Here is a 13,159-nt window from a genome sequence, read left to right on the forward strand (position 1 = left end):
GGCGAGACAGGGGGACCGTGGCCGAAGCGTGACCGATAAGCTGTTCCACGGACGGCGCCGGGTGCAGCCCCCGCCGTCCGCCAATGATCAGCCAGCAGCCGCTGCAACCACAGGGAGCGTTGTGTCCCGTCGCCTGTTCACCTCGGAGTCCGTGACCGAAGGTCACCCCGACAAGATCGCTGACCAGATCAGCGACACCATTCTCGACGCGTTGCTCCGCGAGGACCCGACCTCCCGGGTCGCCGTCGAGACGCTGATCACGACCGGCCTGGTGCACGTGGCCGGTGAGGTCACGACCAAGACGTACGCGGACATCGCGACGCTGGTCCGGAACAAGATCCTCGAAATCGGCTACGACTCCTCGAAGAAGGGCTTCGACGGAGCCTCCTGCGGCGTGTCGGTCTCGATCGGCGCGCAGTCCCCGGACATCGCCCAGGGCGTCGACACGGCGTACGAGTCTCGTGTCGAGGGTGACGAGGACGAACTCGACAAGCAGGGCGCGGGCGACCAGGGCCTGATGTTCGGCTACGCGACGGACGAGACGCCGACGCTGATGCCGCTGCCGATCTTCCTGGCGCACCGCCTGTCGAAGCGTCTGTCCGACGTGCGCAAGAACGGCACGATCCCCTACCTGCGCCCGGACGGCAAGACCCAGGTCACCATCGAGTACGACGGCGACAAGGCCGTCCGCCTCGACACCGTCGTCGTCTCCTCCCAGCACGCGTCCGACATCGACCTGGACTCGCTCCTGGCCCCGGACATCAAGGAGTTCGTCGTCGAGCCGGAGCTGAAGGCGCTCCTGGACGAGGGCATCAAGCTCGACACGGAGAACTACCGCCTCCTGGTCAACCCCACCGGCCGCTTCGAGATCGGCGGCCCGATGGGTGACGCCGGCCTCACCGGGCGCAAGATCATCATCGACACCTACGGCGGTATGGCCCGCCACGGTGGCGGCGCCTTCTCCGGCAAGGACCCGTCCAAGGTCGACCGCTCCGCCGCGTACGCGATGCGCTGGGTCGCCAAGAACGTGGTCGCCGCTGGTCTCGCCACCCGCTGCGAGGTCCAGGTGGCGTACGCGATCGGCAAGGCCGAGCCGGTCGGCCTGTTCGTCGAGACCTTCGGCACCGCCAAGATCGACACGGAGAAGATCGAGAAGGCGATCGACGAGGTCTTCGACCTCCGCCCGGCGGCGATCATCCGCGACCTCGACCTGCTCCGCCCGATCTACTCCCAGACCGCGGCGTACGGCCACTTCGGCCGTGAGCTTCCCGAGTTCACCTGGGAGCGCACGGACCGCGTGGACGCGCTGCGCGAGGCGGCGGGACTGTAAGTCCCCGGACAGCGCACGAGGCCCGGCACCCTTCGGGGGCCGGGCCTCGTCGTGCCCCGGGCGCGCCTTCGGGGCACCGCCGGTTGTCAGTGGTCTTTGGAAGAATGCAAGCGTGAGCAGCGAGAACGAACGGCCGGACGGCGGTGCGGAGGGTGCGCCGCCCGAGCAGCTCGCGCTCATCCGGGAGAGCGTGCGGAAGGCCAAGGCACCCCGGGCCAAACCGCGGACGTGGCGCGGGGCCGCGCTGGCCAAGGAGCTGCCCGTCGCGCGGGTGCTCGTCGACAAGGGCGTGCTCCACCTCGACCGGTACTTCGACTACGCGGTGCCCGAGGAGCTGGACGCCGAGGCCCAGCCGGGTGTGCGCGTACGGGTGCGGTTCGGAGCCGGGCGGCACCGGGTGCGGGAGGGGAGGCGTGAGGGCGGCGGGCTGATCGACGGGTTCCTCGTCGAGCGGCTGCCCGAGTCCGACTACTCCGGGCCGCTGGCCGCCCTCGCCCAGGTCGTGTCGCCCGAGCCGGTGCTGAGCGAGGAACTGCTGGGACTGGCCCGGGCCGTCGCCGACCGGTACGCGGGCAGCCTCGCCGACGTCCTGCAACTCGCCGTGCCGCCGCGCAACGCACGGGCCGAGCAACGCCCGTCCCCCGCACCGCTGCCGCCGCCCCCGGCTCCCGGGACCGGCTCCTGGCAGCGGTACGAGCGGGGAGCGGCCTTCGTGGAGTCGCTGGCCTCCGGCGGTGCGCCCCGTGCCGTGTGGAACGCGCTGCCCGGACCGCAGTGGAGCGAGGAGCTGGCACGGTCCGTGGTGGCGACCCTGGCCTCCGGGCGCGGGGCGCTCGTCGTCCTGCCGGACGGACGGGCGGTCGCCCGGGTGGACGCGGCCCTGACCGCCCTGCTGGGGGAGGGGCGGCACGCGGTCCTCACGGCCGACGCCGGGCCCGAGAGGCGGTACGCGCAGTGGCTCGCGGTGCGGCGTGGCTCGGTCCGGGCCGTGATCGGCACCCGGGCGGCGATGTTCGCGCCGGTCCAGGACCTGGGACTGGTCGCCCTCTGGGACGACGGGGACGACAGCCACAGCGAGCAGCACGCACCGCAGCCGCACGCCCGGGAGGTGCTGCTGCTGCGGGCTGCCCAGGACAAGTGCGGCTTCCTGCTGGGCAGCTGGGGCTGCACGGTGGAGGCCGCACAGCTCGTCGAGACCGGGTGGGCGCGGCCGCTCGTCGCCACGCGGGAGCAGGTACGCGCCGCCGCACCGCTTGTACGAACCGTCGGGGACGGGGACCTCGCGCGGGACGAGGCCGCCCGGGCCGCCCGGCTGCCGACGCTCGCCTGGCAGGCCGTCAGGGACGGCCTGCGGCAGGGGCCGGTGCTGGTGCAGGTGCCGCGGCGGGGGTACGTGCCGCGCATGGCGTGTGCCGACTGCCGGGCGCCCGCGCGGTGCCGGCACTGTTCCGGACCGTTGGAGGCGCGGGACGGCGGTGCCTTGAGCTGCGGGTGGTGCGGCCGCGAGGAGGGCGGCTGGCACTGCCCGGAGTGCGGTTCCTTCCGCCTTCGTGCCTCGGTGGTGGGAGCGCGGCGTACCGCCGAGGAACTCGGACGGGCCTTCCCCACCGTTCCGGTGCGGACGTCCGGTCGTGAACACGTGCTCGACACGGTGCCGGGGGCGCCCGCGCTGGTGGTCAGTACGCCGGGGGCCGAGCCCGTCGCCGAGGGCGGGTACGCGGCGGCGCTGCTGCTGGACGGGTGGGCCATGCTCGGGCGGCCGGATCTGCGGGCCGGTGAGGACGCGTTGCGGCGGTGGATCGCGGCCGGGGCTCTCGTCCGGCCACAGTCGGACGGGGGAACGGTGGTGGTCGTGGCCGAGCCGACGCTACGGCCCGTGCAGGCGCTGGTGCGGTGGGATCCCGTGGGGCACGCGGTGCGCGAACTGGCCGAGCGGGCCGAGCTGGGATTTCCGCCGGTGTCGCGGATGGCGGCGGTGTCGGGGCCGGCGGAAGCGGTGGCCGACTTCCTCCGTGCGGTCCAACTGCCGCCGGAGGCCGAGGTCCTGGGACCGGTGCCGTTGCCCGTCCCCGCCGCGGGGCGACCTCGGCGGCCGGGGGCGCCGCCGCCGGGGGAGCAGTGGGAGCGGGCGCTGCTGAGGGTGCCGCCCGGGAAGGGGGCGGCGTTGGCTGCCTCTCTGAAGGCCGCTCAGGCCGCTCGGATGGCTCGGGGGAGCGGGAACGGCGGTGGCAGTGGTGCCGGGGTGTGGGTGCGGATCGACCCGGCTGATATCGGGTGACCCGAGGGGGCCGGCCCGGTGGGCATCGCCCGGATACGCGGCTGCCCTCCCGGAGGATTCCGGGAGGGCATAGGGAACTGCCTGCCGCGGTCAGCCGTTGCGTGGGCCGGGGAAGGCCGTCGGCCTCGCCTCGTCGCGGAGGGCTGTGCTGCCTGCCGTCGGCTGGGTGGGCATGGAGCGGGCCGCGGGGACCGTCGGAACCGTGGGGAGACCCGTGTTCACATGGACCGTCCGGTTGCCCGACGGTTCCGTGGTGCGCTCCGCCTCGGCCGCCGCGGCCGGCTGGGCCGTGGCACGGCGTGCGCCGTAACGGCGGTGGACGGCCTGCTTGGTGACTCCCAGCGCGGACCCCACGGCGTCCCACGAGAAGCCGAGTGAGCGGTCGAAGTCCACGGCCGCCGTGACCAGGGTCTCGACGCTGTCCCGCAGCTCCTGGGCGAGACGTACCGTCGGGGCGGGGGCGCGTCCGTAGACGACGAAGCCCGTGGAGGGGCCGGAGCGGCGCGGGCGGTAGACGTTGCCCAGCTGGGCGGTGAGCGTGCGCAGCGCGTCCACCTGCCGGCGGACCCGCTCGATGTCCCGCACCAGCAAGTGCAGGCTGGCCCGAGCCTGGGCGTCGTGGGTTGCGTGGTCGGCCATGAACAAGCCTCTCGAACCGGCGATGAAAGGAATGGGCCGAGATGGCGGCCCGGTGTGGTCAACTCTGTCTTGACCAACGCGGATTCGCGCCGCGGGTCACGGTGTGGGGGCGTAGGGGCATATGCGTGCGCCTGTTTGCGCCGGGTGTGCGCCTCGGCCTTCGGCCTTCGGTCTTGGTCTCCCACCCGCGCACCGCCCGTAACTCCTGGCCGAGCGGCCCGGCTCTCCCGTGGGGGCCGAGCACCGTCGGCGGCTTTGCGGTTCGCGGCTCATAGACTGGGGAGTCGCCCGTCATCGACCCCTGCCCGAGAGGCCCCCACCACCCCATGAAGCTCGTCTTCGCCGGTACACCCGAGGTCGCCGTTCCCGCCCTGGACGCTCTTCTCGCCTCCGGGCGGCACGAGGTGGCCGCTGTCGTCACGCGGCCCGACGCCCCGGCCGGGCGGGGGCGCAGGCTTGTCGCGTCGCCCGTCGCCGAGCGGGCGGAGGAGGCCGGGATCGAGGTGCTGAAGCCGGCGAAGCCGAAAGACCCCGAGTTCCTGGAGCGGCTGCGGGAGATCGGGCCCGACTGCTGCCCCGTCGTCGCCTACGGCGCGCTGCTGCCCCGTGTCGCTCTCGACGTCCCCGCGCACGGCTGGGTCAATCTGCACTTCTCCCTGCTGCCGGCCTGGCGGGGTGCCGCGCCCGTACAGCACGCCATCATGGCCGGCGACGAGATCACCGGGGCGTCGACCTTCCTGATCGAGGAGGGGCTCGACTCGGGGCCGGTGTACGGGACGGTGACCGAGGAGATCCGGGCCACCGACACCAGCGGGGACCTGCTGACGCGGCTCGCGTTCGCCGGTGCCGGCCTGCTCGCGGCGACCATGGACGGGATCGAGGACGGCACGCTGAAGGCCGTGCCGCAGCCGGCCGAGGGGGTCAGTCTGGCCCCGAAGGTCAACGTCGAGGACGCACACGTGGACTGGAACGCCCCCGCGCTGCGCGTCGACCGGCTGGTGCGGGGCTGCACTCCGGCACCGGGCGCCTGGACCACGTTCCGGGGCGAGCGGCTCAAGCTCGTCCAGGTCGCCGCGGTGCCGGACCGGACGGATCTCGCCCCGGGACAGATCGCCGCCCAGAAGAACAACGTGTACGTCGGCACCGGCTCCTACGGCGTCGAACTGCTGTGGGTGCAGGCCCAGGGCAAGAAGCCGATGCGGGCGGCGGACTGGGCACGAGGGGTGAGGATCGCCGAAGGAGAGCGGCTCGGGGGCTGATCCACGGATACCGTGAGCCACCGGTTCGGCGGCTCACCCACCCGCGACCTGTTCTCGCCCGGCGCGGCGTAGGCTGGAGGGCGCACTTCTTCTCACACCCGGAGCACCTTTTTCGTGAGCGACCAGCCCCGTCGGCCCCGTTCGTCCGGCAAGCCCTACCGTCGGCCCAAGAAGGACCCCGTCCGCATCCTCGCGTTCGAGGCGCTGAGGGCCGTGGACGAGCGGGACGCCTACGCCAACCTCGTTCTGCCGCCCCTGTTGCGCAAGGCGCGGGAGAAGGAGGGACCCGAGAAGTTCGACGCCCGGGACGCGGCGCTCGCCACCGAGCTGGTGTACGGGACGCTGCGGCGGCAGGGGACGTACGACGCGGTCCTGGCGAGCTGCGTGGACCGGCCGCTCGGGGAGGTCGACCCGCCGGTGCTGGACGTGCTGAGCCTCGGCGCGCACCAGTTGCTCGGGACTCGGATCCCGACCCACGCGGCCGTGTCCGCCACCGTCGAGCTCGCCCGGGTCGTGCTCGGCGACGGGCGGGCCAAGTTCGTCAACGCCGTGCTGCGGAAGGTCGCGCAGCACGATCTGGACGGCTGGCTGGAGCGGGTCGCGCCGCCCTACGACGACGATCCCGAGGATCACCTCGCCGTCGTCCACTCGCATCCGAGGTGGGTCGTGTCCGCGCTGTGGGACTCTCTCGGCGGCGGGCGCGCCGGCATCGAGGAACTGCTGAGCGCCGACAACGAGCGCCCCGAGGTGACGCTGGTGGCGCGGCCCGGGCGGGCCACCTCCGAGGAACTGCTCGACGAGGACGCCGCCGTGCCCGGGCGCTGGTCTCCGTATGCCGTGCGGCTGACCGAGGGCGGCGAGCCGGGTGCTGTCGCCGCCGTACGGGACGGGCGCGCGGGCGTGCAGGACGAGGGCAGCCAGCTCGTGGCGATCGCCCTCGCGAACGCCCCCCTGGACGGGCCCGACCGCCGGTGGCTGGACGGGTGCGCGGGGCCCGGTGGCAAGGCCGCGCTGCTCGGGGCCCTGGCCGCCGAGCGAGGGGCCCTGCTGGTGGCCTCCGAGAAGCAGACCCACCGTGCCGGGCTGGTGGCCAGGGCGCTGGACGGGAATCCCGGGCCGTATCAGGTGATCGCCGCCGACGGGACCCGCCCGGCGTGGCGGCCCGGCAGCTTCGACCGGGTGCTGGTCGACGTGCCCTGCACCGGCCTGGGCGCCCTGCGGCGGCGCCCCGAGGCACGCTGGCGGCGCCGGCCGGACGACCTGGAGGGGTTCGCGCCGTTGCAGCGGGGGCTGCTGCGCACCGCCCTGGAGTCGGTGCGGGTCGGTGGTGTCGTCGGCTACGCGACCTGCTCGCCGCACCTCGCCGAGACCAGGGCCGTGGTGGCCGACGTGCTCAAGCAGTACCCGGACACCGACCTCGTCGACGCCCGGCCGCTGCTGCCCGGCGTACCGGACCTGGGCGAGGGGCCCGACATCCAGCTGTGGCCGCATCTGCACGGGACCGACGCCATGTACCTGGCGCTCATCCGTCGGACCGGCTGACCCCCGTCGCCACGCCCTGGCGGGCCGCCGCGCCGCCGTCCTCCCGGGCCAGCCGGTGCGGCCACCACACCTTCGGGCCGACGTCCAGGAACAGGGACGTCACCAGGACCGAGCGCACGATGAACGTGTCGATGAGGACGCCCAGCGCGACCGCGAAGCCGATCTCGGCGAAGCCCACCAGCGGGAGGGTGCCGAGGGCGGCGAAGGTGCCGGCCAGGACCAGGCCGGCGGAGGTGATGACCGCGCCGGTGGTGGCGAGCCCGGTGACCACGCCCGGTCTGGTGCCCTGGCGGGCCGCCTCCTCACGGATGCGGGTGGTCAGGAAGATGTTGTAGTCGATGCCCAGGGCGACCAGGAAGACGAAGACGAACAGCGGGAAGTCGGTCGCCTCCCCCGCGTAGTCGAACACGTACCGGAAGGCCAGGGCGCTGATGCCCAGCGCCGCCGTGAACGACAGGATCACCGTGCCGACCAGCAACAGCGGGGCGATCAGGGCGCGCAGCAGGACACACAGGATCAGCAGGACGACGACCAGCACCAGCGGGATGATCAGCACGTTGTCGTGCGTGGTCGCCTCGTCCATGTCCAGCAGAGCGGCCGTACCGCCGCCCACCTGGGCGTCGGCGTCCGGAACCGCGCGCACGGCGTCCCGGACGCGCTCCACCGTCTGCTTGGCGGCCTCGCTGTCCGCGGGGGCGGTCATGGTGGCCTCGAAGAGGACCATGCCCTCGTGGATCGGTTTCGTGCCGGGCGGCAGGCCCAGGGAGGTCGGAACCACGCCCTGCGTACCGGCGACCGTGCGGCCCACCTGCTCGGCCTGCGCCCGGTTGCTCACGATGACCAGGGGATCTCCGCTGCCCGCCGGGAAGTAGCGCGCCGACACCTCCTGACCGGTGATCGAGTCCGGTTTCCCGGTGAACGCGTCCGCGTTGCCGATGCCCTCCGCGCGCAGCTGGATCAGGCCCAGCGAGCAGACCGCAAGTACCACCGCCGTCACACCCCACGTCACCCGGGGCCTGCGGGCGATACGGCGGCCCATGCGCGCCCAGACACCGCGCTCGGTCGGATCGGGGGTGCCGAGGTGCGGGATCACCGGCCAGAAGATCCACCGGCCGAAGATCACCAGCAGGGCGGGGAACAGACTCATCATCGCCAGCACGGCCACCGCGACGCCGATCGCGGCGACGGGTCCCAGGCTGCTCGTCGAGTTCATCTCGGCGACCAGCAGCACCAGCATGCTCAGCACGACCGTCGCGCCGGAGGCGAGCACCGCCGGGCCCGCGCGGTGCAGCGCCAGGGCCATCGCCTCGTGCCGGTCCTCGTGCCGGCGCAGTTCTTCCCGGTAGCGGGCGACCAGCAACAAGGCATAGTCCGTCCCGGCGCCGAAGACGAGCACCGTGAGGATGCCGGCGCTCTGCCCGTTGACGGTCAGGCCCGCGTGCTCCGCCAGCAGGTAGATCAGCGCCTGCGCGGTGAACAGCGCGCACACCACCGCGACCAGCGGGACCAGCAGCAGGGTCGGGCTGCGGTACGTGATGAGCAGCATGACGATGACGACGGCCATCGCCGCGAACAGCAGCGTCGAGTCGATGCCCTCGAAGGCCTCCGCGAAGTCCGCGGAGGTGCCGCCCGGGCCGGTGACGTGGACAGCCAGCCCGCCACCGCTCTCGCCGACGTCGTCCCGGATGGAATCGACGGCGGGCGAGAGCCGCTCCCAGCCCTTCTCGTCCATCTTGATCGGCACCCACACCTGCGCCGCCCGCGGTTCGACCTGCCGGTCGAAGACGGGCCCCCGGGTCTGCGCCCCGATGATGCCGTGGTCACGCAGCTCCTTGAGCTGCCGCACGTCCTCGGCGATCCGGGCCCGGTCCTGGGCCGTCAGCCCGCTGTCCCGGGCGTAGATCACCACCGCCGGGATCTGCTCCGGCCGGAAGTCCTGCGAGATCTCCAGCACCTGTGTGGACTCCGCGGACCCCGGAAGCCAGGACGCGGCGTCGTTGTCCTGCGCGTCGGTGAGCTTCATGGCGAACGGCGTGGCGACGAACAGCACCACCAGCCACAACACCAGCACCAGCCACTTGGACCGCCGCCCGCAGACGAGGTGCGCGACGCCCTGTTTCATGGCACCCCCCTCAGCGGAGCCGACCCATAAGGGGCGCGGGGAACTGCGCGACCAGCCACAGGCGGCCCGCAGCCAGCGGACGACCAAGGCCACCCGGGACCGCTGTCCACAACCCCCGCAGGGCATGGCAGTCTTAGGACATGGCCGTGCAGATCAACCCCAGCATCCTGTCCGCCGACTTCGCCCGCCTCGCGGACGAGGCGAGGGCCGTGGAGGGAGCCGACTGGCTCCACGTCGACGTCATGGACAACCATTTCGTCCCGAACCTCACGCTCGGTGTGCCGGTCGTGGAGGCGCTGGCCCGTGCGACGGACACTCCGCTGGACTGCCATCTGATGATCGAGGCCCCCGATCGGTGGGCGCCCCAGTACGTGGAGGCGGGGGCCGGTTCCGTCACCTTCCATGTCGAGGCCGCCGCCGCCCCGGTCCGGCTCGCCCGGGAGATCCGTGCCAAGGGCGCCCGCGCCTCCATGGCGCTGAAGCCCGCGACTCCCATCGAGCCGTACGAGGACCTGCTCCCCGAGCTCGACATGCTGCTGATCATGACGGTTGAACCGGGCTTCGGGGGACAGGCCTTCCTCGACATCATGCTTCCTAAGATTCGCCGCACCCGCGAGTTGATCAGCAAGCACGGACTGGAGCTCTGGCTCCAGGTCGACGGCGGAGTTTCCGCTTCCACCATCGAGCGGTGCGCGGACGCCGGAGCCGACGTCTTCGTGGCCGGATCGGCGGTCTACGGGGCAAACGACCCGGCAGAGGCGGTACGTGCACTACGCACACAGGCGGAGGCGACGACCGCCAAGGCCTCCTGGGCCTGCGACCACTGAGCCACAGCAAAGTGAACGGCTCTCATCAGGGCTGATCATCCGCGCCGGATCTGCAAGGATGAACGGCGAATCCAGAGTGTGAACAGCAGTGAGGAGATCGCCGTGTCGGGTATGTCGGCGGGCCGGTCAGCCATGCGGATGGGACCCGCTGAGCTGGTGCAGGCGGCGGCCATGGCCCGCCGCTTCTACCTCGAGGGCAAGTCCAAGATCCAGATCGCTGAGGAGTTCGGCGTCAGCCGCTTCAAGGTGGCCCGGGTCCTGGAGACCGCCCTCGAACGGGACCTCGTACGTATCGAGATCCGTGTGCCTGCGGAGCTGGACGCCGAGCGCTCGGACGCGCTCCGCGCCCGCTACGGCCTCAGGCACGCCGTCGTGGTCGAGTCCCCGGCCGAGGCCGAGGAGACGCCCGACCCCGAGAACCTGGGAGAAGTGGCCGCCGATCTGCTCGGCGAACTGGTCAACGAAGGTGATGTGCTGGGCCTGGCCTGGGGCCGCTCCACCATCCACATGGCGGCGGCGCTCGACCGGCTGCCGCCCTGCACGGTGGTGCAGCTGACGGGCGTGTACGACGCCGGGACCGCCGAGCGCGGCTCCGTCGAGGCGGTGCGCCGCGCCGCGCAGGTGTCCGGCGGCGACGCCCACCCCATCTACGCGCCGATGCTGCTGCCCGACGCGGCCACGGCCTCGGCACTACGCAACCAGACGGGGATCGCCCGGGCCTTCGAGCACTTCGACAAGGTCACCGTCGCCTGTGTCTCCATCGGCTCCTGGGAGCCGGGCATCTCCACGGTGCACGACATGCTCACCGAGGAGGAGCGCGCGCACTACGCCTCCCTCGGTGTCGCCGCCGAGATGTCCGCGCACCTCTTCGACGCCGAGGGCCGCCGGGTCGGCCGGGATCTGGGCGAGCGGTGCATCACCGTCAAGGCCGACCAGCTGCGCCGGATCCCCGAGGTCGTCGCGATCGCGGGCGGGCAGCGCAAGGGGCCCGCGATCGACGCGGTGCTGCGCTCCGGGCTGGTCACCAGCCTGGTGACGGACACCTCGGCCGCGGACTACCTGATGACGGCCGGCCCGTCGCCGAAGTCCGCCTTCAACCGGGCCGACCCGGACGGAGCCTGACGAGTGGAGAGCACGTCGCACGGGGTGCCGGACGACCCGGCGGGCAGGATCGTGGTCGTCCTGGACCTCGACGGGGTCACGGACAAGGCGGGCCTCATGGACCGCTGCGCCCGTGACCTGGCACTGCCCGAGTGGTTCGGCCGCAACTGGGACGCCCTCGCCGACAGCCTGTCCGACCCCGACCTGTGGCCCGAGGGCGCTCAGGAGCGGGGGCTGCTGGTCGTCGTCGTGGGCTGGCGGAAGTACGCCGCGACGCGGCCCGAGGAGTGGGAGGTCGCCGAGGAGATCTTCGCCGAGGCGACGGACCGGGGCCCGGGCCTCTTCGTCACCCTCGGCCTTGGAGAATCCTCCAAGCAGGCCCCTGACCAGCCTGGATGATCTGCTGGGGGTTGTTCGCGGGCCCGGCATGGGAGAATGAAGTACGTGCTCTTTCCCCCTGGCCGGCCGGTCCGGGGGTCACCTCTGATCGACTGGGATGTGCAGCACGTGCGTTTCCTCAATGACATCCAGCCCGGGTACGACCTGACGTACGACGACGTCTTCATGGTGCCGAGCCGCTCCGCGGTCGGCTCGCGGCAGGGCGTCGACCTCAGCGCCCCGGACGGCACGGGCACCACCATCCCGCTCGTCGTCGCCAACATGACCGCCATCGCCGGGCGCCGCATGGCCGAGACCGTGGCCCGCCGCGGTGGCCTCGTCGTCATACCGCAGGACATCCCGATCGACGTGGTCACCGAGGTCATCTCCTGGGTGAAGAGCCGTCATCTGGTCCTCGACACCCCGATCATCCTCTCCCCGCACCAGACCGTCGCGGACGCGCTGGCCCTGCTGCCCAAGCGCGCGCACAACGCGGGCGTCGTCGTCGACGAGGACCACAAGCCGGTCGGCGTCGTCACCGACTCCGACCTGTCCGGCGTGGACCGCTTCACCCAGCTCGCCGAGGTCATGTCCCGCGACCTGCTGCTGATCGACGCGGACATGGACCCGGGCGAGGCCTTCGACACCCTCGACCACGCCAACCGCCGCTACGCCCCGGCGGTCAACGAGGACGGCACCCTCGCCGGCATCCTCACCCGCAAGGGCGCCCTGCGCGCCACGCTCTACCAGCCGGCCACCGACGCGCAGGGCCGGCTCCGCATCGCCGCCGCCGTCGGCATCAACGGCGACGTCGCGGGCAAGGCGAAGCAGCTGCTGGACGCGGGTGCCGACGCGCTCGTCATCGACACGGCGCACGGCCACCAGGAGTCGATGATCAGCGCCCTGAAGCTGGTGCGCGACCTCGATCCGCAGGTGCCGGTCGTCGCGGGCAACGTCGTGGCCGCGGCCGGTGTGCGCGACCTCATCGAGGCCGGTGCGGACATCGTCAAGGTCGGCGTCGGGCCCGGTGCCATGTGCACCACGCGCATGATGACCGGCGTCGGCCGGCCGCAGTTCTCCGCCGTCCTGGAGTGCGCCGCCGAGGCGAGGAAGTACGGCAAGCACGTGTGGGCCGACGGCGGTGTCCGCCACCCCCGCGACGTGGCCATGGCCCTCGCGGCCGGCGCGTCCAACGTGATGGTGGGCTCCTGGTTCGCGGGCACCTACGAGTCCCCGGGCGACCTCCAGCACGACGCGCAGGGGCGTGCCTACAAGGAGTCCTTCGGCATGGCGTCCGCCCGTGCCGTGCGCAACCGCACCTCGGAGGAGTCGGCGTACGACCGGGCCCGCAAGGCGCTGTTCGAGGAGGGCATCTCCACCTCCCGCATGTTCCTCGACCCGGACCGCCCCGGCGTCGAGGACCTGATCGACTCGATCATCGCGGGCGTCCGCTCCTCCTGCACCTACGCCGGTGCCGGCTCCCTGGAGGAGTTCGCCGAGAAGGCCATCGTCGGCATCCAGAGCGCCGCCGGCTACGCGGAGGGCAAGCCGCTGCACGCCAGCTGGAGCTGACTCCCAGCATCCCGTCGCACGGCCCCCGTCGACCCGCTCCGCGGGAATGCGGGGGCCGTTTTCCTGGCTCATCGGCGTGATCGTCAAGCCCCTCCGACGTCGTCTCGCGCA

Annotated in this window: 10 protein-coding genes; 8 read left to right on the top strand and 2 right to left on the bottom strand. The window is 72.5% G+C overall.

Annotation, left to right across the window (positions count from 1 at the left end; genetic code table 11):
* Nucleotides 1-121 precede the first annotated feature (121 nt).
* Both metK and IE97_RS0129340 read left to right on the top strand, forming a co-directional pair.
* Complete coding sequence (gene metK / locus IE97_RS0129335) at nt 122-1,330, top strand: methionine adenosyltransferase (protein ID WP_030247012.1); 1,209 nt, start codon at nt 122-124, stop codon at nt 1,328-1,330.
* 112 nt (nt 1,331-1,442) lie between these two features.
* Nucleotides 1,443-3,608: a primosomal protein N' gene (locus tag IE97_RS0129340; protein WP_030247013.1), complete on the top strand. Its 2,166-nt coding sequence runs from the start codon at nt 1,443-1,445 to the stop codon at nt 3,606-3,608.
* Between the two features lie 90 nt (nt 3,609-3,698).
* Here the strand turns inward: IE97_RS0129340 and IE97_RS0129345 are convergent, their stop codons facing one another.
* Nucleotides 3,699-4,247, bottom strand: coding sequence for a hypothetical protein (locus IE97_RS0129345; RefSeq protein WP_030247014.1), 549 nt, complete (start codon nt 4,245-4,247; stop codon nt 3,699-3,701).
* Nucleotides 4,248-4,573: 326 nt separating this feature from the next.
* On the opposite strand from IE97_RS0129345, the gene fmt reads away from it, so the two are divergent.
* Nucleotides 4,574-5,506, top strand: a complete 933-nt coding sequence (fmt, locus tag IE97_RS0129350; RefSeq protein ID WP_030247015.1) for a methionyl-tRNA formyltransferase — start codon at nt 4,574-4,576, stop codon at nt 5,504-5,506.
* A 114-nt stretch (nt 5,507-5,620) separates the two neighbouring features.
* Complete coding sequence (locus IE97_RS0129355; RefSeq protein WP_030247016.1) at nt 5,621-7,048, top strand: RsmB/NOP family class I SAM-dependent RNA methyltransferase; 1,428 nt, start codon at nt 5,621-5,623, stop codon at nt 7,046-7,048.
* Here the strand turns inward: IE97_RS0129355 and IE97_RS0129360 are convergent.
* The gene (locus tag IE97_RS0129360) at nt 7,029-9,170 is read right to left on the bottom strand and encodes an MMPL family transporter (protein ID WP_030247021.1); all 2,142 of its coding nucleotides are present in this window, start codon (nt 9,168-9,170) and stop codon (nt 7,029-7,031) included. The two genes, IE97_RS0129355 and IE97_RS0129360, sit on opposite strands and share 20 nt — an antisense overlap.
* A gap of 140 nt (nt 9,171-9,310) precedes the next feature.
* Between IE97_RS0129360 and rpe the strand changes: the two genes are divergently transcribed.
* The 4 genes from rpe to IE97_RS0129380 all read left to right on the top strand — a co-directional run bounded on the left by rpe (nt 9,311) and on the right by IE97_RS0129380 (nt 13,048).
* On the top strand, nt 9,311-9,997 hold the full coding sequence (gene rpe / locus IE97_RS0129365) for a ribulose-phosphate 3-epimerase (RefSeq protein ID WP_030247024.1): 687 nt from the start codon (nt 9,311-9,313) through the stop codon (nt 9,995-9,997).
* 78 nt (nt 9,998-10,075) lie between these two features.
* Nucleotides 10,076-11,119: a sugar-binding transcriptional regulator gene (locus IE97_RS0129370; RefSeq protein ID WP_030247026.1), complete on the top strand. Its 1,044-nt coding sequence runs from the start codon at nt 10,076-10,078 to the stop codon at nt 11,117-11,119.
* Nucleotides 11,120-11,143: 24 nt separating this feature from the next.
* A complete protein-coding gene (locus tag IE97_RS0129375) occupies nt 11,144-11,497 on the top strand; it encodes a barstar family protein (RefSeq protein ID WP_030247028.1) in 354 nt (117 codons plus the stop codon).
* Nucleotides 11,498-11,605: 108 nt separating this feature from the next.
* A complete protein-coding gene (locus IE97_RS0129380) occupies nt 11,606-13,048 on the top strand; it encodes a GuaB1 family IMP dehydrogenase-related protein (RefSeq protein WP_030247030.1) in 1,443 nt (480 codons plus the stop codon).
* The last annotated feature ends 111 nt before the right edge of the window (nt 13,049-13,159 follow it).

This window comes from Streptomyces sp. NRRL S-455 (genome assembly GCF_000717875.1).
In the GTDB taxonomy this organism is placed as follows: domain Bacteria; phylum Actinomycetota; class Actinomycetes; order Streptomycetales; family Streptomycetaceae; genus Streptomyces.

Bases quoted from the DNA above. Each gene is read 5' to 3' on its own strand.
- IE97_RS0129360 (WP_030247021.1), bottom strand. From the start codon at position 9,170: ATGAAACAGGGCGTCGCGCACCTCGTCTGCGGGCGGCGGTCCAAGTGG.
- rpe (WP_030247024.1), top strand. From the start codon at position 9,311: ATGGCCGTGCAGATCAACCCCAGCATCCTGTCCGCCGACTTCGCCCGC.
- IE97_RS0129345 (WP_030247014.1), bottom strand. From the start codon at position 4,247: ATGGCCGACCACGCAACCCACGACGCCCAGGCTCGGGCCAGCCTGCAC.
- fmt (WP_030247015.1), top strand. From the start codon at position 4,574: ATGAAGCTCGTCTTCGCCGGTACACCCGAGGTCGCCGTTCCCGCCCTG.